Raw genomic sequence first — 21,047 nt, forward strand, 5'->3', positions numbered from 1 at the left:
GATAATAAGTCTCTGTTTAGACCAAATACCAATATCGTTGCTTTTTTGAGCAAATAAGATTGTTATTCGATTACATCTAGCCCATCATACACGTGATGGTGAGTTGTTCCCGACACCATCACAGTTTTCACTTCCGACAAAGAGCTACAACTGACAATGAGACCACAAGGTTCAACCTCTCGCCCACTGTGCGCGCGCGTTCGTCATGGTTACAACCCAAATAAGGGTAAAAAACCACAACGCGACAGCTAACAGTTGCGAGTGAAAGTAAATAATTAATAGCCTCCCTCGGAGGCTATTTTTTTATCCAAAAATACCGACGCCATACCTTGCGATGTCGCTGAGCTCGGTTACTATGCAGCAACGTGCAACAATAGGGACATTGATGCCATGGCAACCTCGGTCAACCATCGCTACAAAATTTCTGAACTGGCAACACTCTTTGGCCTGTCACATCGAGCCATTCGCTATTATGAGGCTGAAGGATTAATCGCGCCTGAGCGTAAAGGTCAGCAGCGCTTATATCGATATCAAGACTATTTACGCCTGTCTCTTATTGTGAGGGGAAAACGCCTCGGCTTTTCTTTGGCAGAAATGAGAGAGCTTTTTGAACTGTACGACGCGGAAAAAAACACACCACGCGCACTCCAACAAATGATTCATGCCATTCAGCAACGTCAACGTCGCTTGCAGCAACAACAAGAAGACATCCAAGCCATCATGGACGAGCTCAATCGCGCCGAAACTCAGTGTTATCGTCAACTCAGCAAGTGGAGTCGCCAACCGTCTTCATAAGCGTCATTGCAGAATAGTACAAAAGCTCATACATTTGCGTCGCAAAATGCGACTAAACCGATTCTACTTGTCTTAAAAACACCGGCTTCCCTTGTCCTTACTAGGATACATGGGCATTTAGAAAAGTGGGCACCCCTTTTGCAGTATCTAGATTACTAGACCGATTTATTTGCTCGTCAGGGGGTGCATTATGGCTCAATCTACACCGATTTTGTTTAACGACCGCCACATTCTACCTGGAGGTAGAATTCCGCTTCGTATCCCTGCGGGCAATGCGCTGAATACGCTCGTATTCGCCATGAAGCATGGGTTACCGTTGGGCGTGTGTATGGCGGACAGCAACAGCCAATGGCAACACACCAATATTGGCACCTTTGTCGATATCGAAGACTTCACCACCAGCCAGGAAGATGGATGCTTAGTTGTCACCGCCCGCGGCACTGCACGTTTTTCGATCCAAACTTTTAACCAACAACAGAGCGAGATGCTGTTTGCTTCTGTGAGCGCACTGCCTCGCTGGCCGGATTGTCAAGTAGACGACCAAAGCCAACCCCTTGTCGAGCGATTACAGTCGATGTTTGAACGGTATCCAGAGTTGCAAAAAATGCACCGCCAAACCGAGTTTTCTAACCTGAGCTGGCTGTGTCAGCGTTGGCTAGAATTGCTGCCACTTCCTACTACAGAGAAACAGCAGCTGATGGCCAACAACTCTTGTGGCACCACGCGGGATTACCTTCTTAGCATGATGCAAGATCCGCATTAACGCGGCCAAACAAACGCAAAAGCGGTGACGTGTCGAGCGTCATCTCTTTATCCCCCTATTTTTAGTGCTACCTTGCGATTTGGCCTATTCACTTAAAATTTGGTGGTTTTATAGGCAAGGGTAACCACCACAGTTACCCTTTTTTATTGCCAATTCACAAAACCCTGCCCTGACTTTTACACTTTCGGTCACTTATTCAGTAAACTCAGCGTTTACGTACATAGCACATCGAACGGTTACTCATGACCTTATCGCCTCTTTATGATCGAACAACCCGCATTGTCGCCATTGGTGGCGGACACGGACTTGGCCGCGTGCTGTCAGCGCTAAGCGAGCATGGCAGTCGTGTCACGGGTATAGTGACTACCACAGATAACGGCGGTTCGACGGGCCGTATCCGTGCTTGCCAAGGCGGGATAGCATGGGGAGATATGCGTAACTGTCTTAATCAACTCATCACAGAACCGTCTGTCGGCTCCATGCTCTTTGAGTACCGCTTTAAAGGTAAAGGGGAATTAAACGGTCACAACCTCGGGAACTTGATCCTAACTGCATTAGATAACCTGTCGGTTCGCCCGCTCGAAGCCATTCAGTTGATCCGTGATTTGCTGAATGTAAAAACACATATTCTCCCTATGTCAGAGCACCCGTCTGATCTCGCTGCGCTAACTGCCGATGGGGAGACGGTGGCTGGAGAAACCCACATTGATGAACTCCCGCAACCTCCCTCAAGACTATTCTTATCACCGACAGTGCCGGCGACTCGCGAGGCCGTTGAAGCGATTGAGTTGGCGGATGTCATTTTGCTCGGACCAGGAAGCTTTCTGACCAGCGTCATGCCCCCTTTGCTGGTTCCTGAACTCAGTCGCGCCCTCAAACAGAGCCAAGCTAAAGTCGTCTTTATTCGTAACCTCGGTAAAGAATTGGGGCCTGCAGGCGCGATGTCCTTGGCAACCATGCTGACATGGTGTGAACGAGCGATGGGCGGACGAGACATCGACTGGGTGTTGGGTGAAACGGCAGAGGCGAGTTTAGCTGAGCGTTATCAACAAAAAGAGGCCCAATTGGCCTCTTCAAATCACAGTTGGCGTCATGACAGAGACAAACTACGTCAAGCTATTGATGAAGTCCTGCTCAACAGCTAAGTCACGGTATGTCGATGCTGTGCCGCGTAGCATATCGGTCAGCTCATCTAAATGATGCGACATCCATTCATCTTGTCCTTGACGGACACGAGATTCACACTCACGGGCCATTTCCGCTAGATCGTCTGCGCCAAAGCTGGCGGCGCTGCTTTTAATCGCATGACTAATTTCTCGTACCTGTTCAATAGACGGTGAGCCTGAAAGCTGAGAATGATATTGGGAAAGCTCATCGCTGAATACCGTTAAAAGCACGGTAACAGTATCTTCCCCTACTTCCAAAGCCAGTCGACGTAATGTTTCAGTGTTCACTGTGGTGGCCATACATCCGCTTCCTATCATTAATTCGCCGCAGTTTTTTGCCAAGCTTGTAATTTTCTATAAATGGTCGAGGGGCTAACTTCCAATAACCCTGCTGCTTGCGGAATGTTGCCATTACAGGCATCAATCGCAACTTCAATGGCACGTTTTTCCGTTTTCCACAGCGGTTCGATATCCGATTTACTGATTGCAGTCAGGTTATCATCACTCTGTTCGCGTGCCGTCAACGTTTGCAGTGCCACCTCTGACCGAGTGTCCGGATGGGACGATGCAATTTCGACACCAGATGCGCGCGCGAAAGGAGGCGGAAGCATTTCGGCAGTGACTTCCTCACCATTGTGCAGCACCACTATATTGCGGATTACGTTCTGGAGTTGGCGAACATTTCCGGGCCAATCATACTCAAGCAATTGTTTTACAACGGCTTCATTGAAGCGACAAAAGTCTTTTCCTTCCTCGGCAGAAAACAGCGCCAACAGGGCATTGGCTATTTCTAGGACATCACTGCCTCTGTCTCTTAATGGTGGAAGCGCGAGAGGGATCACATGGAGTCGGTAGTACAAATCTTCACGAAACTTTCCTTGCTGAACCTCTATCCAAGGATCACGATTTGTAGCGCACACAAAACGGACATCCACTTTTTTTACTTTAGAAGAGCCCACTTTTTGAAATGTGCCGGTTTGGATAAATCGCAGCAATTTGGATTGCAAATCCAAATCCATTTCGCAAATTTCATCCAAAAACAAGGTGCCGCCATCCGCTAACTCAGCTGCCCCATCACGCTCAGCCGCTGCACCTGTAAACGCGCCTTTCACGTGACCAAATAGCTCACTTTCAATCAAGTCTTTAGGAATCGCCGCACAGTTCAAGGCAATGATGGGTTTATTGCTGCGCGTACTTGCCGCATGGATGGCTTCAGCACACACTTCTTTACCCGTACCACTTTCCCCGGTAATAAAGACGGTGGCTTTACTGGGCGCCGCCGATTCTATAACCCGATAGACCGCTTGCATGGGTAAACTGCGACCGATGAAGCCATGATATTCTCCCTCTTGCCGTTCAGACTGCGATTGACTCGCTACTTTTGGCTTGAGTGATTTATTCACCGTCACCCTAAGTTGATCTGCTTCACACGGCTTGATCAGAAAATCGTTGGCACCATTGCGCATCGCATCCACCGCCGCGTCAATAGACCCATGCGCGGTCATAATGATCACCGGTAAACTTGGCGCATTCGCGCGGACATGAGCCAATACGTCGATCCCCGACATATCCGGTAACCGAAGATCGAGTATAATTAGCGCGAGCTGATCCCCCTGTTGTGCAAAGAAATTCAACGCTTCCTGACCCGTACCAACGATCTCTACCTCCACATCAAGTGGGTTTAGGTAAGATTTGTAAAGGGCAGCCACTGACGCGGTGTCTTCTACCATCAGTATGCGTTTACTGTTTGATAGTGTTGGCATTTGTCCTCCGAGGGTGGCGTCTCGCATCCCATAATCGATGAAATTGTTATGCGTCACGCTCATGATGATCGCACGAGCGTATGCGAAATGCGTTGCATTATGCAATCACATTTGCAGCTTAATGATAACAACTCACTAAAACCACACGGTTTGTCCATGTAAAGCCGCATTATAATAGTTGGCACGCTGAATGCATAATAGAGGATGACCCTTTTGGGGTCACCTAGCCAACTGACGTTGTTTGTGAGTACATGCTCACTGAAACACTACAGCCAACCTGTCGTTTTAGGTTGGCTTTTTTTTATTTAGCTATTCGCGATAAACTGCTCTCGCAGCACTTGAATTTGATCGCGTAATTGTGCCGCGCTTTCGAACTCTAAGTTTTGCGCCGCTTCATACATCTGTCCTTCCAGCTTCTTAATCTGAGCATCAATGGCTTGAGGCGATTGCAGTGTATAATCTGCATCCGGCTCTGCCACAGCGCGAAGCGACTTCATGGCTGGCTTACCTTTCTTCACGCGTTTGCCCGCCGCCATTTCCATCACGTCCATGACTTTTTTATTCAGTTTCTGCGGGGTGATGCCATGTTCATTATTATAGGCAATTTGTTTAGCTCGACGTCGCTCGGTTTCATCAATCGCGCGCTTCATCGACTTTGTAATACTATCGCCATATAAAATCGCTTTACCATGGAGGTTACGCGCCGCCCGCCCAATGGTTTGAATCAAAGAACGCTCCGAGCGCAAGAAGCCTTCTTTATCGGCATCCAAAATAGCGACCAGTGACACTTCTGGCATATCGAGTCCCTCACGAAGCAAGTTAATCCCGACCAATACGTCGAACTCACCCAAGCGTAAGTCACGAATGATTTCCATACGTTCCACCGTATCAATATCAGAATGAAGATACCGAACGCGAACACCATGCTCTTGCATATATTCAGTCAGATCTTCGGCCATGCGTTTGGTGAGCGTAGTCACTAACACCCGCTCGTCGCGTTCTCGGCGTGCTCGAACCTCGGAAAGCAAATCGTCGACCTGCGTCGCGACAGGCCGTACCTCAATCTCAGGGTCAATCAGGCCGGTAGGACGCACCACTTGATCAATCACATCCCCCGCGGACTTCTCAAGCTCATAATTACCCGGCGTTGCGGAGACATAGACCGTTTGCGGTGCCAGGGCTTCAAACTCATCAAATTTTAGCGGGCGATTATCAAGTGCTGATGGCAACCTAAAGCCATAATCCACGAGAGTTTCTTTTCTTGAGCGGTCGCCTTTAAACATCGCCCCAATTTGAGAGACAGTCACGTGCGACTCATCGATAATCAAAAGTCCATCCGCAGGCAGATAATCGAACAGCGTCGGAGGTGGCTCACCCTCAGCGCGTCCACTCAGATAGCGCGAATAGTTTTCAATCCCTGAGCAATAACCCAACTCGTTCATCATTTCGATATCGAACTGCGTCCGCTGAGTAATGCGCTGCTCTTCAAGAAGTTTGTTATTGTCGAGCAGATACTTTTTCCGCTCAGCAAGCTCAACCTTGATTTTCTCGACCGCATCCAAAATCCGCTCTCGTGGTGTGACATAATGCGTTTTGGGATAAATCGTACACCGCGGAATATCTCTAGCACTGACTTGGCCAGTTAAGGGGTCAAACACGCTAATGGTTTCAACTTCATCATCAAATAGCTCAACGCGGATGGCATCTTGATCAGACTCGGCGGGGAAAATATCAATGACTTCACCGCGCACTCGAAACGTGCCACGCTCAAACGCGAGATCGTTGCGCGTATACTGAAGCTCGGCGAGCCGCTTTAAGATAGTACGCTGATCGAGCAAGTCGCCTCGGCGAATATGCAGCATCATTTTTAAATAGGAATCGGGATCCCCCAAACCATAAATAGCTGACACAGAAGCCACGATTACCACATCGCGTCGCTCCATCAGCGCTTTTGTTGCAGAGAGTCGCATCTGCTCTACGTGATCGTTTATGGATGCATCTTTCTCAATAAAAGTATCAGTAGAGGGCACATAGGCTTCCGGCTGATAGTAGTCGTAGTAGGAAACAAAATACTCAACCGCATTATCAGGGAAAAACTCTCTCATCTCTCCATAAAGTTGCGCTGCTAATGTTTTGTTAGGGGCGAGAATCATGGTCGGACGGTTAAGCTCAGCAATCACATTCGCCATGGTGAAGGTTTTTCCCGACCCCGTGACCCCTAACAAGGTCTGATGCGCAAGACCAGCTTCCAACCCTTCACATAACTTATGGATTGCTTCTGGTTGATCGCCGGATGGTTGGAATGAAGAACGAAGAGAAAATGTTTTACTCATGAAGCTATCCTTTTGGGCCACAAGCCAATCACGCTATTGTCCGGACTCACTTTGTCGAGTCAATCTGTCGAGCCATTTTACCAAAGCGAACGACAAATCGATCTTTTTATCCATAAACGTTGACCTTAAAAAACGACCTAGATAGACTGTCTATCCGCTTTAGGAAATCCCCGCTAAAGGCACTTTCAAAACGCCAGTATCTAGGCAAAATCATCGATGTTTTCGATAATCTATCCCCGCTATTCACTCATCGTTTATTTTTCATACCGTGCATAAACACGCACCGTTCTTCGTTTTCATCACTCTTCAAAAATTAAAAATCGCGAAATTTCAGTGCTCTATAGGTTAACCATATAAGTTTAATTATGATCAATTGCATAAAATCAACACTATAATGATTTCCTCAAGATCTGCACACACACTTATCCACAGAATTTGTGGGTAACTCTACAGAGGCCTTGCGTACTCTGCCTTCTCACAAGTCAAGACATACCATGCAAGCCAAAGCTGCAAAACTTACCGCTTTGCGCGAATTGTCAACATATAGCGTTTACCTTTTCAGCATTCAGTCAAAAAGGTCAAAATTCTTCACTGCATCCCGTTGACACCCCTAAATCTGCTCGCTAAGATTCGCCCCGCTTTCAAGGCAATTCCCCCTTAGTTCAGTTGGTAGAACGGCGGACTGTTAATCCGTATGTCGCAGGTTCGAGTCCCGCAGGGGGAGCCAATTTTTGTGAAAAGCTATGCGTTGCGCATTACCTGTACCACTTCTGCTACGCAGAATATGTCGCAGGACTAGGCGTCCCCGTTGAGTACCGAGCGGGAGCCACTTTTCACCACATGGTGAACGTTATTCTTGAAAAGCAATTCCCCCATAGTTCAGTTGGTAGAACGGCGGACTGTTAATCCGTATGTCACTGGTTCGAGTCCAGTTGGGGGAGCCAATTACAAAAAATCTGTTCCCCCTTAGTTCAGTTGGTAGAACGGCGGACTGTTAATCCGTATGTCGCAGGTTCGAGTCCCGCAGGGGGAGCCACCTTCCTTATCACATTGAGACTGTCTGTAAGTGTTTATCCTATCTGCTGCGCAGATTATGTCGCAGGACTAGGCGTCCCCGTTAACTCCCGCAGGGGGAGCCATCTTCTTTATCACATCGATACTGTCTGTAAGTGTTTAATCTATCTGCTACGCAGATTATGTCGCAGGACTAGGCGTCCCCGTTGACTCCCGCAGGGGGAGCCACCTTCTTTATCACATTGATACTGTCTGTAAGTGTTTATCCTATCTGCTGCGCAGTTTATGTCGCAGGACTAGGCGTCCCCGTTGACTCCCGCAGGGGGAGCCATCTTCTTTATCACATCGATACTGTCTGTAAGTGTTTATCCTATCTGCTGCGCAGATTATGTCGCAGGACTAGGCGTCCATTACATGGCGTCCCCGTTGACTCCCGCAGGGGGAGCCACCTTCCTTATCACATTGAGACTGTCTGTAAGTGTTTAATCTATCTGCTACGCAGATTATGTCGCAGGACTTTCTCAATCACTCTCCAAGCCGCTGCGCTTTTTTGCTCCACCACAAAACTGATCGTCTTATTGTTCCATCCACTACCCTCAAGTAAGCGTTGTGATGGTCCGTTACGCAGTCCTTACACGAGCCAACACAAAAACCCTGCTTTACAGCGGTTGTTATAGCCGCGCCAAAGGCCGATAATAGGCAGATCACAAAAACATTAAATGATTAAACAGCATGGCTGAGTATTTGTTGCTTTTAGTGGGCACGGTATTGGTCAACAACTTCGTACTGGTGGAGTTTTTGGGCCTGTGTCCATTTATGGGCGTTTCAAAAAAACTGGAAACTGCAATAGGTATGGGTCTCGCAACGACGTTTGTACTGACCCTTGCCTCGGTGAGCTCATATTTGGTTGAAACCTATATACTGGTCCCACTTGAGCTGGGTTATCTGCGAACACTGAGTTTTATCTTGGTCATCGCGGTTGTTGTGCAATTTACCGAAATGGTGGTGCACAAAACCAGCCCCACTCTGTATCGCTTGCTCGGCGTATTCCTGCCTTTAATTACGTCGAACTGTGCCGTTCTTGGGGTCGCACTGCTTAATATCAAGCAACAACACAGCTTTATCGAGTCCATCATCTATGGGTTCGGCGCGGCCTGTGGTTTCTCGCTGGTGCTAGTGCTTTTTGCTGCCATGCGTGAGCGTATTGCGGCCGCTGACGTACCCGCTCCATTTCGTGGCGCCTCCGTGGCAATGATCACGGCCGGGTTAATGTCTCTCGCCTTTATGGGCTTTACAGGATTGGTGAAGTTGTCATGAGTGGAATTGTTATTGCCGTTGTGGTTCTTGCGGCACTGGCAGCCATCTTTGGTGCCATCCTCGGTTTTGCGTCGATCCGCTTTAAAGTGGATGCCGACCCAATCGTGGATCAAATTGACGCGATTTTACCCCAAACCCAATGCGGCCAATGTGGCTATCCGGGCTGCCGTCCTTATGCCGAGGCCATTGCAAACGGCGACGATATTAATAAGTGCCCGCCAGGCGGCCAACAAACCATTGAGAACTTAGCCGACTTGATGGGGGTCGAAGCAACAGAACTGGCGCATGACGAAGAAAAAAGCGTCAAAAAAGTCGCCTTTATCCACGAAGAAGACTGTATTGGGTGCACCAAGTGTATCCAAGCCTGTCCAGTGGATGCCATCGTGGGTAGCACAAAAGCGATGCATACCGTTATCGAGCAAGACTGTACCGGTTGTGACCTGTGTGTAGCCCCTTGCCCCACGGATTGTATTGAAATGATTCCGGTACAAGACACACCGGAGACTTGGAAGTGGAAACTGGAACAAATTCCTGTGGTTGACGTAACAAATAAACAGGGAGCACAAGCTTGATGTTAAGCCTTATTGAGCAAATCAAACACGGCCAAGTTTGGGACTTCCATGGCGGCATTCATCCTCCTGAAAACAAAAAACAGTCCAATCACAGTGCCATTCTACCGGTAGCCATGCCAGAAACCTTGGTGCTTCCGCTTAAACAACACATTGGCAGCAAGGGTAAACTTCTGGTCAAGGTTGGCGATCAGGTCTTAGCCGGCCAACCACTGACCGAAGCCGATATGCAGCAATGCGTTCCCATCCATGCCCCAACGTCAGGAAAAGTGATCGCGATTGAAGAGAGAACCATCGCGCACCCATCGGGCTTATCGGATCAATGTGTGGTTATCGCACCGGATGGCAAAGATACTTGGGGACCAAAGCCACATTTACGACAATATCGCGAACAAGCTCCAGAACAACTGATCAACCACATTCGTGCCATGGGTATTGCCGGCATGGGAGGTGCAGGCTTCCCGACTGCACGCAAATTACAAAGTGGCGTCGCCCGCACCGAGATCCTGATTATCAATGCGGCAGAGTGCGAGCCTTACATCACGGCAGATGATCGTTTGATGCAAGATTGTGCCAACGAAATCATCACCGGCACCCAGATCCTCATGCATATTGTCAAACCAAAACTTGCCGTGATTGGTATTGAGGACAATAAACCCGAGGCCATCGCGGCATTAAAAGCAGCGGCAGCACAAGCTGAGCAAGAGATCTTAATTCAAGTGGTGCCCACCAAGTACCCATCAGGTGGTGAAAAGCAACTGATCAAACTGATCACGGGTAAGGAAGTACCGGCCAAAGCGTTTCCCGCCAGTATTGGTGTGCTGATGCAAAACATCGGAACGACCTACGCGATTAAGCGTGCGGTGATCGATGGCGAGCCCTTGATTCAACGTGTGGTCACCCTTACAGGGAAAACGTTACAAACGCAGCAGAACCGCTGGGCATTATTAGGTACACCCATTGCGTTTTTGCTTGCCCAGCATGGCTACAAGCAAGATAAAAAATTACCCCGTGTGATTATCGGCGGCCCTATGATGGGCTTTACGGCACCTCATGACGAGGTTCCTGTGACCAAAACCACTAACTGTATATTGGTCCCCACTCGCCGAGAAATCGCCCCAGCTCAACAGGAAATGGCCTGTATTCGCTGTAGCGCCTGTGCTGATGCCTGCCCTGTTAATTTACTTCCTCAGCAATTGCAGTGGTACGCCAAAGATCAAGACTACGACAAATGCCAAGATTACGATTTATTTGACTGTATCGAGTGTGGAGCTTGTGCGTACGTGTGCCCAAGCGAAATCCCCTTGGTGCAATACTATCGCCAAGCAAAAGCTGAAATACGTGAAATAGAAGCAGAGAAAGAGGCCGCCGAGCGTGCACGTCAGCGCTTTGAGGCCAAAAAAGCACGTATGGAGCGCGAAAAGCAAGAGCGTGAAGAGCGACACCGCCAAGCTGCAGAACGCCGTAAGCAAGCCGCTCAGCAGAATGCAGGTAACAATGATGCGCTCGCAGCTGCTGTTGAGCGTGTTAAAGCGAAAAAAGCCGCCCAGCAAAACAGTGACGTAAAACCTGCCGTTGCAGCAGCCATTGCTCGCGCTAAAGCAAAACAAGCGGAAGCCGCTAAGGCGGGACAAGAAACACCCGACAACAGCGAAATGATGAAGCTGCGAGAGGCACGCAAGCAGCAGGCTCGTGAGCGAAAAGCAGCAAAAGCTGCCGCAACGCCTGTAGACGCAGAGCAAAACAGCGAAAAGAAAGATGCAGTCGCCGCTGCCATCGCCCGCGCCAAAGCACGCAAAGCGGCTGAGCAATCCAATGCGCCTGCGAAACCCGCTTCYGCGACAYCAGACAGCACYGATGCRRGTGATAAAAAAGCTGCAGTCGCAGCAGCCGTCGCCCGTGCCAAAGCACGCAAAGCGTCTGAGCAATCCGATGCGCCTTCGGAACCCGCTTCCGCGACACCAGACAGCACTGATGCGGGTGATAAAAAAGCGGCGATCGCAGCGGCCGTCGCCCGTGCCAAAGCGCGCAAAGCGGCACAGCAATCCGATGCGCCTCCGGAACCCGCTTCCGCGGCACCGGAAAGCAGCGATGCGGGTGATAAAAAAGCTGCGGTGGCCGTAGCCGTCGCCCGTGCTAAAGCCCGTAAAGCAGCACAGCAATCCGATGCGCCTGCAGAACCCGCTTCCGCGGCACCGGAAAGCAGCGATGCGGGTGATAAAAAAGCTGCGGTGGCCGCGGCCGTTGCCCGCGCCAAAGCACGCAAAGCGGCTGAGCAATCCGATGCGCCTGCTAAACCCGCTTCCGCGACACCAGACAGCACTGATGCGGGTGATAAAAAAGCTGCAGTCGCAGCGGCCGTTGCCCGTGCCAAAGCGCGTAAAGCAGCACAGCAATCAACGGATAGTGAGGCGAGTCATCAAGCGTCTACACCATCCGCTGAGCCACAAAACGACAAGAAAGCAGCTGTCGCAGCCGCCGTTGCGCGCGCTAAAGCGAGAAAAGCTGCCCAACAAACCAGTGAAGATAAGGAATAATTGCCGTGGCGTTTTTTATTGCTAGCTCTCCGCACGCCCACAACAAGCGCTCAACCAGTCAAATCATGCTTACAGTCCTTCTGTGTGCGCTACCTGGTTTGGCGGCCCAGTGGTACTTCTTTGGTTGGGGAGTCATCATTCAGTTGGCACTTGCCATCTCGACAGCATGGGCAGCTGAAGCGGTCGTTATGCGACTTCGTCAACGCCCCCCGCTTGCTTATTTGCGTGATAATAGTGCGCTACTCACTGCATTTCTGCTCGCTGTGGCCATTCCACCGCTCGCGCCTTGGTGGGTCATCGTGATTGGTACGCTGTTTTCAATCATTGTAGCGAAGCATATTTATGGCGGCTTGGGACAGAATCTATTCAACCCTGCCATGGTTGGCTATGTGGTGCTTTTGATCTCATTTCCTGTGCAAATGACCACTTGGCTTCCGCCAGAGAGCCTCGCCGCCTATCCACTCACCTTAGGCGATGCTTTATCTGCAATTTTCAGTGGTTTCACCTTAGACGGCTTTAGCGTTAACCAATTACGCATGACCGCTGATGGCGTCACTATGGCCACGCCTCTCGATACGATTAAAACAGCACTCGCTGGAGGTAAAACGGTCAGCGAAGCGCTTCAACAGCCTATTTTCAGTGCCATTGCTGGCGAAGGGTGGGCATGGGTAAATGCCCTATATTTGGTGGGCGGATTGGTGCTAATTCAACGTGGCATCATCAACTGGCATATTCCAGTTGCCATGCTCTCCGCCTTGCTGACATGCGCTTTAATCGGCCATTTGATCGCACCCGACCAATTAGCCTCTCCGCTCGTTCACCTCTTGTCGGGGGCAACCATGCTCGGCGCCTTTTTTATTGCCACGGATCCAGTTTCTGCCTCCACCACTGATAAAGGGCGTTTGTGGTTCGGCGGTATTATTGGGGTATTGGTTTTCTTAATTCGTACTTGGGGCGGTTATCCAGACGGTGTGGCTTTCGCCGTGATTATCGCCAACTTGTGCGTCCCTTTGATTGATTATTACACCAAACCACGTACCTATGGCCACACCCATAAACGTGCAGAGAAGAAGTCACAATCATGATTGAAACCATTCGCAAACACGGTGGGATCCTTGCGATAGCGGCACTGCTCTCCACCGCGTTAGTTGCTATTACACATGCGCTCACCGAAGACACGATTCAAGAGCAACAACAAAGACAGTTGGCGAAGGCCCTGAACCAAGTGATCCCTGAATCGATGCACGACAACGCCTTACACAAGACCTGTCGCTTGATTCAAAATACCGATGCATTAGGTACCGACGAAGCACAGCCTTTTTACGTTGCCACCCAAAATGACACAGTCACCGCAGTGGCCATTCAAGCCATTGCTCCCGATGGTTACAATGGCGCGATTAGCGTGCTCATTGGGATGGATGCCACCAGCCATAACGTGTTGGGTGTGCGTGTTCTTGCCCACAATGAAACACCAGGGCTGGGTGATAAAGTCGATATTCGTGTTTCAGATTGGGTTCAAAGCTTTGCGGGTAAAAAAGTGACGGCAGAGAACGATAATCGGTGGGCCGTGCGCAAAGATGGCGGACAATTCGACCAATTTACCGGCGCGACAATCACGCCTCGAGCCGTGGTAAAAGCGGTGAAAAAGGCAGCTTGGTTTGTCAGCCAGAATCAAGATGTACTGATCAATCAGCCCGTTAATTGTGGAGGTCAATGATGAACACCGCCCATAAAGAGTTGATGAAAAACGGCTTGTGGAGTAACAACCCAGCCTTCGTACAACTTTTAGGCCTATGCCCGCTGTTGGCGGTATCAGCAACCGTCACCAATGCCCTCGGATTGGGGGTGGCGACCCTCGCGGTTCTCGTCGGCTCAAACCTCATTGTATCTGTGATTCGAGATTGGGTACCCAAAGAGGTCCGCATCCCGATTTTCGTGATGGTCATTGCCTCATTGGTAACTTGTGTTCAGTTGGTGATGAATGCCTATGCCTTTGGCCTTTATCAATCGCTAGGGATTTTTATCCCATTAATCGTCACCAACTGCATCATTATTGGTCGTGCAGAGGCCTTTGCCTCTAAAAACCCGGTGGGACTGTCAATCAGTGATGGCTTTTGGATGGGGACAGGAATGACAGCCGCTCTCGTGATTCTTGGCGCCATCCGCGAAATACTGGGCAACGGCACCTTATTTGATGGTGCTGACCTATTGCTCGGGGATTGGGCTGCTGCGCTAAGAATTGAGATTTTTCAATTTGACACCAGCTTTTTGCTCGCCATTTTGCCCCCCGGCGCTTTCCTTGCGGTCGGGTTTCTCATTGCGCTGAAAAATATTATTGATAAGCACTTGGCCAGCAAAACAGAAAAAGACCAAAAACCTGTTATCGAGCGAGCGCGCATCACAGGGAATCAGTAACTGAGTAGCACGATGAATAAACAAAAGCGTCAAGAGATACTAGAACGGCTGAGAGACAATAACCCTAACCCTCAAACGGAGTTGAACTGGTCAACTCCTTTTGAGTTGCTTATTGCAGTGTTACTCTCAGCACAAGCAACAGACGTGAGCGTAAATAAAGCCACGGCAAAGCTCTATCCGGTAGCCAATACACCACAGGGGTTACTGGATTTAGGCGTTGAAGGCGTTAAACAGTACATCAAGACCATCGGGCTGTTTAACTCAAAAGCAGAAAACGTGATTAAAACCTGTCGCATCTTGGTCGAAAAACACCAAGGCGAAGTGCCTGAAAACAGAGAAGCCTTGGAAGCCCTTCCCGGTGTCGGGCGTAAAACGGCCAACGTGGTACTCAATACGGCATTTGGTTGGCCCACTATTGCAGTCGATACGCATATTTTCCGCGTCTCCAATCGCACCAAGTTTGCTGTGGGCAAAAACGTGAACGACGTAGAAGAAAAGCTGCTTAAGGTGGTGCCAAAAGAATTCAAAGTTGATGTTCATCATTGGCTTATTCTGCATGGACGCTACACCTGCCTGGCGCGCAAGCCGCGCTGCGGGAGTTGCATCATTGAAGATCTGTGTGAATACAAAGAGAAAGTCTACCCCGAAAGCTAACCGCTACAGGTTAGTGACTGGTAAACGAAAAAAGGAGCAACGTCATGTCGAACGGCAGAATTTTACATACCATGATCCGTGTAGGAGACCTTGATCGCGCCATCAAGTTCTACACCGAGGTGATGGGAATGCGCCTACTGCGCACCAATGAAAATGAGCAGTATAAATATAGCTTGGCTTTTGTCGGCTATAGTGATGAATCTGAAGGGGCGGTGATTGAGCTCACCTATAACTGGGGCGAGAGCAACTATGACCATGGCAACGCGTTTGGTCATATCGCCATTGGTGTCGACGATATCTACGCGACCTGTGAGCAAATCCGTCAGGCTGGTGGAAACATTACCCGTGAGCCAGGTCCAGTAAAAGGTGGCAGTACTGAAATTGCTTTTGTGACTGACCCAGACGGTTACAAGCTCGAGCTGATCCAGAACAAAAGCGCGTCTGCCGGCCTAAACGGCTAACTCACGCGGTTAATTACCACGATTTACGCAGTGGTAAGAATAGAAAAAGCCCAGCGGTCATGCTGGGCTTTTTGACATTCAATCAGGGCTACAGCAAGGTCCGTCCCAAAGAGATCACCACGCGTCGGTTCTTACTTCGCCCTATCGGATCTTCATTATCCGCAATTGGACGTCGCTCACCATAGGCTTCTACCGTAATCCTATCTTCAGGAAGGCCAAGAGACGTAAAATAGTCGCGTAGCTTTTTGGCGCGCCGCTCAGACATTTGCTGGTTAGCGGCACGTGTTCCGCGGGAGTCCGAATACGTTGCCACAAGGATAAGATCGATATCATCACTGTAACGAACAAACTCTGCGATCTGTGTCAGGCGCTGCATACTCGCCTTCGTCAATTCATCACTGTTTTCCTGATACCGCAGCACCGTAAATGAAATATCTTCAAACGCATACGGCAGTAGGCTATTTAAGCAACGGCTAAACTCATGATATGGCGCACCAAACGCCACCGCAGACAGCGCAATATCAACACGCTGCTGTTGTCGTTGCCAATCTTGAAAGCTAAAGGTAGGGAACCGCCCGTCTTCTAACTCACTGAGCATCGCCCACGCCGTTTGTCCGCCAACATAACCATCAAATTGCTTGAAGAACTTCAGTTGATCCATATATTTCGCCGGCTCACCAGGCATCCAGTCTGCGGGCATAGAGAGCAAAGAAACGTCTGCGGTTTTTCCCATCGGACGCTGCATATCCAGTTCAAAGTCTAAATTCATCTCTTTACTGGCGCGAGAGGTAAATGAGGCTTGCCCATAACGAGGAATGGTGTGCTCCAAGCGACACTCAATCGGCGTATCTATGGTGACCGTCCAGTTGGATTCCCCTAACGGCGCGACGTAAAGCTTATTTGCCCATGCGGGTAACGCCAGCCATAGCCCGCAGACTGCAAACACTATCCCGAACACCGACGGGCGACTCATTGTCCTAAAAACCGATTTTCGCATCATACTCTCTTTACGCTTTAGCGCAGTGTGTAACTTAAGATATCGACGTGAGTCACGCCGACTTTAGCTTAACGCCGCGATTTGCGATAATCACGCTTTTATTCTTCCTAGTAAAGTGACGACTGCATGAGCCAAGATCTCGATCCAAATAGCCTTAAAGCCCGTTTCCGCGGCTATTTTCCTGTTGTTGTAGACGTAGAAACCGCAGGATTTAACGCAAAAACCGATGCTTTGTTAGAAATCTGCGCCGTCACCCTAAAAATGGATGAACAAGGCTGGCTGACCCCAGATAAAACCATTCACTTTCATATCACGCCATTTGAAGGCGCAAACCTTGAGCCTGCGGCGCTCGAATTTACCGGCATTCGAGACCCATTTAGCCCACTGCGTGGAGCGGTTGATGAAGGGGAAGCACTGCGCGAAATTTTTAAGCTGATCCGCAAAGAGCAAAAGGCGGCAGAGTGCCAGCGCGCGATCATGGTCGCCCACAATGCAAACTTTGATCATAGCTTCGTCATGGCCGCCGCTGAACGCGCGCAATTAAAGCGCAACCCTTTCCATCCTTTCGCGACATTTGATACAGCGGCACTCAGTGGGCTTGCGCTCGGGCAAACGGTATTAGCAAAAGCCTGCCAAGCCGCTGAGATTGCATTCGACAATAAAGAAGCACATAGCGCCCTTTATGATACTGAGCGCACCGCAGAGCTCTTCTGTGAGATAGTTAATCGCTGGAAACGCCTAGGCGGCTGGCCACTTGCCATCACGCCCGAAAACAGCGATGCATCGACCACATCGGAGACATAAGATTATTAATCCATGCATGACGCGACCCAATCGGGTCGCTTTTTTCACTCAGACACCTTCCCTCGACTCTGCGCTCTTAAGCCTTAAATACGCCCTACTCAGTTTGTTAACAATATGTTTGGCGTCACATTTTTGCGATCTAATTATCACCTTACCTAAACACTTCCACAGAGAGAACTTAAACAGGCACACAAAGCATGCGCAACAAAGCACAGCTAGAAAAAAGGCGTAAAATCAATAAAGATTTCACTAAATCACTGAGTAGAGTTTTTACTTAAAACGCCTAATACAAACGCATGCTAACAATTCTCGCATATCACTTAGCTTTCCCTTTTGAAACCTCCCTTTAACAAATAGCAAATCGGTGCCACTATTAGTCGTGAATAACATCCGACCACTTTTGTAGCTCAGAGAACATGGGCGCGGAAGGGGGCGGCCCCAAAGGACAAGAAGCTAAATTAATCAAGGAGTGAGGCGCGCTATGTCATCACTATTTAAAAAATCGCTAGTGGCAACCAGTTTATCTTTGCTAGCCGTGCAAGCTCACAGTGCCGGCTTCCAAGTTTCAGAAACCTCGGTATCCGGTTTGGGGCGAGCCTTTGCCGGTGAAGCCGCGATTGCGGATAATGCGGCAGTCGGCGCACGAAATGCTGCCGCCCTAACCCGCTTCAATACCACCGCGTTTTCGGGTGGTTTAAGTATCATTGACCCAGACGTGCATGCGGATGTAAGTCCTGCGGTTTCAGGAGGTTTAGATACAGAAGCTAAGGATATTGCGCCGACTGAATACGTGCCAAACCTACATATCATTCATCCTATTAATGATAAGTTAGTCGTTGGTTTTTCAGCCTTTTCAAACTTCGGTTTGTCAACTGATTACCCTAAAGATTTTTACGCCGGATCCATTGCTGGCTCAACCGAGCTGGTTACGATGAACTTTAACCCTAATATTGCTTATAAAATCAACGAGCAATGGAGTATTGGTGCCGGTATCAGCGCGATTTATGCGGATGCTGAACTTAAACGTCAGAAAGGTGCACTAGCTGGTACTGTTGGCGGAAGCCCAACAGATCAAGTTGCTAAGCTTGCTGGCGACGGCTGGGGGTTTGGCTGGAATCTAGGGGTACTTTGGGAAATAGATGAGGATAATCGGTTTGGGCTTTCGTATCGTGCACAGTCTGATATCACCCTAGACGGCGATTATACCGACGGCACAGGTCTACAAACCGGTACCCCGAATAAAAAAGTGTCTGGCGAACTCGACCTCAACTTACCAGAAATCATTGAGTTTTCCGGTTTCCACCAGCTTAACCAACAATTTGCCGTGCATTACAGTGCAATGTATATAGGTTGGGATAGCTTTAAGGAGCTGAAAGCAACCGGCTCCGGGTGTACGGTGACTAATGGCGTCTGTTTCCAAAAAGAGGAGAACTGGGATAATAGCTGGCGCTATGCGCTGGGCGGAACTTATACCATGGATAAAAATTGGGCCTTCCGCGCGGGCTATGCTTACGACGAGAGTCCAGTTCCTGCAGAAACACGTACGTTGAGCATCCCAGATTCTGATCGTCACTGGTGGAGTCTAGGTGCAACCTATACCGCAAATGACAACCTCTCTATTGATGCTGGCTTTGCTTACCTAGACGGCGATAAAGTGAATGGTAATGAAAGATTGAGCTCAACCTCCGCAACATCCGCGACTGACTTCTCAGCCGGTGGTGACGCGTATATCTACGGGTTACAGTTGAACTACTTGTTCTAACCTCAATCAGTAAATACTCGTATCAAACGGCCAGCTTTATGTTGGCCGTTTTTTTGTTCGTGTCGAAGTAATAAAAACCTTTTCTGCTGCATCAATCAACCTGCCGAATAGGTAGACAACCAAACAAACTGGCAAGCCAATTTTTTAGCGCTTTAGCGACCTTCACTTTTTTTGATGAAATAAAATAACAAAAAAAGTCGATTCCCCCTCGACACAGACAAATTTTTGCGCAAACTGGGTGGCTTAATTACAAAACCATAGATAGACCCCGCAGCTTAGCTGCAGTCACAATGCCCATAACAGGATAGTTTTCATGAACCCGGTAGTTATTTCGGTCTGTGTCATGCTGGCACTGGCGCTAATGCGCGTCAATGTCGTGGTTGCGTTGACATTTAGCGCCGTCTTAGGTGGATTGGTTGGCGGCTTGAGCTTATCAGACACCATCAGCGCCTTTGAAGGAGGACTAGGTGGCGGCGCCACTATTGCTCTGAGTTATGCCATGCTTGGCACATTTGCCGTGGCGATTAGCCGCTCAGGGATCACAGATGTGCTCGCCCATGCGGTCATCCGTAAACTCAATGCACGCCCAACCGACGCTGCGACAACCACATTCAAGTATCTTGTCTTAATTTTACTCGGCTTACTCGCCATTTCGTCTCAGAACGCGATCCCCGTACACATTGCATTTATTCCTATTGTGATCCCACCGTTACTGCATGTGTTCCAACGCTTAAAGCTAGATCGCCGTTTGGTAGCTTGTGTGCTGACCTTCGGTTTGATTATGCCGTATATGGTGTTACCCGTTGGCTTTGGTGGCATCTTTTTGAACAACATTTTGCTCAAAAACCTGAATGAAAATGGCCTCGATGTGGTTGCCGCTCAAGTACCAACCGCAATGTTGCTTCCCGCCGCTGGCATGGTCGTGGGCTTACTGATCGCTACTTTTATTAGCTATCGCAAGCCACGGCAGTATCAGGAAGGCGCAATTCTCGATGCCGAACCTGAAAACAATCAGGTTGAGTCTCGTAATCTTTGGGTCGCTGGCGTCGCAATTATCGCCGCCCTAAGCGTTCAGTTGATGGCAGGCTCAATGATTGTGGGCTCATTAGCAGGCTTTATGGTATTTACCTTTGGCGGCGTGATCCGCTGGAAAGACACCCAAGATGTGTTCACCAAAGGGGTCCACATGATGGCCATGATCGGCTTTATCATGATCACGGCGGCGGGATTTGCGGCGGTGATGAAGGCCACCGGCGGCGTTGAATCGCTCGTCAGCTCCTTATCTGGCTCAATTGGCGACAACAAGCCGCTAGCCGCGTTTCTGATGTTGGTCGTTGGCTTGTTGGTGACCATGGGCATTGGCTCATCGTTCTCGACCATTCCGATTATCGCAACCATCTATGTGCCATTGTCTTTGGCGTTTGGTTTCTCACCAATGGCGACTATCGCATTGGTCGGCACGGCTGCCGCGCTTGGTGATGCGGGCTCCCCGGCATCCGACTCGACTTTAGGTCCAACATCAGGGCTCAATGCCGACGGACAGCACGAGCATATTTGGGATACAGTGGTTCCTACCTTTATCCACTATAACCTACCTCTGATAGCCTTTGGCTGGTTAGCGGCGATGGTGCTGTAATCGCAAAGGCCTCTGTCAGCGATAAAAAAGCCACGTTTCTCAACGTGGCTTTTTGCATGCT

Annotated in this window: 18 protein-coding genes and 3 tRNA genes; 17 read left to right on the forward strand and 4 right to left on the reverse strand. The window is 49.4% G+C overall.

Annotated features, from left to right (window positions below; all coding sequences use genetic code 11):
* The first annotated feature begins 390 nt into the window (after positions 1–390).
* The 3 genes from BZG82_RS01465 to BZG82_RS01475 all read left to right on the forward strand — a co-directional run bounded on the left by BZG82_RS01465 (position 391) and on the right by BZG82_RS01475 (position 2,703).
* On the forward strand, positions 391–795 hold the full coding sequence (locus BZG82_RS01465; protein WP_077765007.1) for a MerR family transcriptional regulator: 405 nt from the start codon (positions 391–393) through the stop codon (positions 793–795).
* A gap of 190 nt (positions 796–985) precedes the next feature.
* Complete coding sequence (locus BZG82_RS01470) at positions 986–1,558, forward strand: LON peptidase substrate-binding domain-containing protein (RefSeq protein WP_077677910.1); 573 nt, start codon at positions 986–988, stop codon at positions 1,556–1,558.
* Between the two features lie 242 nt (positions 1,559–1,800).
* On the forward strand, positions 1,801–2,703 hold the full coding sequence (locus BZG82_RS01475; RefSeq protein ID WP_077765008.1) for a YvcK family protein: 903 nt from the start codon (positions 1,801–1,803) through the stop codon (positions 2,701–2,703).
* On the opposite strand, the gene BZG82_RS01480 is transcribed toward BZG82_RS01475, so the two are convergent.
* The 3 genes from BZG82_RS01480 to uvrB all read right to left on the reverse strand — a co-directional run bounded on the left by BZG82_RS01480 (position 2,665) and on the right by uvrB (position 6,820).
* Positions 2,665–3,024, reverse strand: a complete 360-nt coding sequence (locus tag BZG82_RS01480; protein WP_069590917.1) for an Hpt domain-containing protein — start codon at positions 3,022–3,024, stop codon at positions 2,665–2,667. The genes BZG82_RS01475 and BZG82_RS01480 overlap by 39 nt on opposite strands.
* Before the next feature lie 17 nt (positions 3,025–3,041).
* Positions 3,042–4,487, reverse strand: a complete 1,446-nt coding sequence (luxO, locus tag BZG82_RS01485) for a quorum-sensing sigma-54 dependent transcriptional regulator LuxO (protein WP_232112025.1) — start codon at positions 4,485–4,487, stop codon at positions 3,042–3,044.
* 305 nt (positions 4,488–4,792) lie between these two features.
* The gene (uvrB, locus tag BZG82_RS01490) at positions 4,793–6,820 is read right to left on the reverse strand and encodes an excinuclease ABC subunit UvrB (RefSeq protein WP_069590912.1); all 2,028 of its coding nucleotides are present in this window, start codon (positions 6,818–6,820) and stop codon (positions 4,793–4,795) included.
* 651 nt (positions 6,821–7,471) lie between these two features.
* Here uvrB and BZG82_RS01495 point away from each other — a divergent pair.
* The 11 genes from BZG82_RS01495 to gloA all read left to right on the forward strand — a co-directional run bounded on the left by BZG82_RS01495 (position 7,472) and on the right by gloA (position 15,787).
* Positions 7,472–7,547: transfer RNA gene (locus tag BZG82_RS01495), tRNA-Asn, on the forward strand.
* Positions 7,548–7,688: 141 nt separating this feature from the next.
* A tRNA-Asn gene (locus BZG82_RS01500) sits at positions 7,689–7,764 on the forward strand.
* A gap of 16 nt (positions 7,765–7,780) precedes the next feature.
* Positions 7,781–7,856, forward strand: a tRNA-Asn gene (locus BZG82_RS01505).
* Positions 7,857–8,566: 710 nt separating this feature from the next.
* Positions 8,567–9,151: an electron transport complex subunit RsxA gene (gene rsxA, locus BZG82_RS01510; RefSeq protein ID WP_069590073.1), complete on the forward strand. Its 585-nt coding sequence runs from the start codon at positions 8,567–8,569 to the stop codon at positions 9,149–9,151.
* Entirely contained in the window at positions 9,148–9,723 is a 576-nt protein-coding gene (rsxB, locus tag BZG82_RS01515; RefSeq protein ID WP_077479315.1) for an electron transport complex subunit RsxB, read from the forward strand. Before rsxA ends, rsxB begins: the two co-directional genes overlap by 4 nt.
* Positions 9,723–12,257, forward strand: a complete 2,535-nt coding sequence (gene rsxC / locus BZG82_RS01520) for an electron transport complex subunit RsxC (RefSeq protein ID WP_077765009.1) — start codon at positions 9,723–9,725, stop codon at positions 12,255–12,257. The genes rsxB and rsxC overlap by 1 nt, the downstream gene beginning before the upstream one ends.
* Positions 12,258–12,262: 5 nt before the next feature.
* The gene (gene rsxD, locus BZG82_RS01525) at positions 12,263–13,342 is read left to right on the forward strand and encodes an electron transport complex subunit RsxD (RefSeq protein ID WP_077765010.1); all 1,080 of its coding nucleotides are present in this window, start codon (positions 12,263–12,265) and stop codon (positions 13,340–13,342) included.
* Complete coding sequence (gene rsxG / locus BZG82_RS01530) at positions 13,339–13,974, forward strand: electron transport complex subunit RsxG (protein WP_077479312.1); 636 nt, start codon at positions 13,339–13,341, stop codon at positions 13,972–13,974. Before rsxD ends, rsxG begins: the two co-directional genes overlap by 4 nt.
* Positions 13,974–14,672, forward strand: coding sequence for an electron transport complex subunit E (locus BZG82_RS01535; protein WP_077674220.1), 699 nt, complete (start codon positions 13,974–13,976; stop codon positions 14,670–14,672). Before rsxG ends, BZG82_RS01535 begins: the two co-directional genes overlap by 1 nt.
* 12 nt (positions 14,673–14,684) lie before the next feature.
* Positions 14,685–15,326 (forward strand): endonuclease III, encoded by a 642-nt coding sequence (gene nth, locus BZG82_RS01540; RefSeq protein ID WP_069590063.1) that lies wholly within the window; start codon positions 14,685–14,687, stop codon positions 15,324–15,326.
* A gap of 44 nt (positions 15,327–15,370) precedes the next feature.
* The gene (gene gloA, locus BZG82_RS01545; RefSeq protein WP_077765011.1) at positions 15,371–15,787 is read left to right on the forward strand and encodes a lactoylglutathione lyase; all 417 of its coding nucleotides are present in this window, start codon (positions 15,371–15,373) and stop codon (positions 15,785–15,787) included.
* An 88-nt stretch (positions 15,788–15,875) separates the two neighbouring features.
* On the opposite strand, the gene motY is transcribed toward gloA, so the two are convergent.
* Positions 15,876–16,760: a flagellar protein MotY gene (motY, locus tag BZG82_RS01550; RefSeq protein WP_077765012.1), complete on the reverse strand. Its 885-nt coding sequence runs from the start codon at positions 16,758–16,760 to the stop codon at positions 15,876–15,878.
* Between the two features lie 150 nt (positions 16,761–16,910).
* Here motY and rnt point away from each other — a divergent pair, with 150 nt between their 5' ends.
* The 3 genes from rnt (at position 16,911) to BZG82_RS01565 (ending at position 20,986) form a co-directional block, all read left to right on the forward strand.
* Entirely contained in the window at positions 16,911–17,588 is a 678-nt protein-coding gene (gene rnt / locus BZG82_RS01555; protein WP_077765013.1) for a ribonuclease T, read from the forward strand.
* Positions 17,589–18,069: 481 nt separating this feature from the next.
* Positions 18,070–19,350, forward strand: coding sequence for a porin (locus tag BZG82_RS01560; protein WP_077765014.1), 1,281 nt, complete (start codon positions 18,070–18,072; stop codon positions 19,348–19,350).
* A 313-nt stretch (positions 19,351–19,663) separates the two neighbouring features.
* Positions 19,664–20,986, forward strand: coding sequence for a Na+/H+ antiporter family protein (locus BZG82_RS01565; RefSeq protein WP_077479307.1), 1,323 nt, complete (start codon positions 19,664–19,666; stop codon positions 20,984–20,986).
* Positions 20,987–21,047 lie beyond the last annotated feature (61 nt).

It is taken from the genome of Salinivibrio sp. PR5 (genome assembly GCF_001996085.1).
Classification (GTDB): domain Bacteria; phylum Pseudomonadota; class Gammaproteobacteria; order Enterobacterales; family Vibrionaceae; genus Salinivibrio; species Salinivibrio proteolyticus.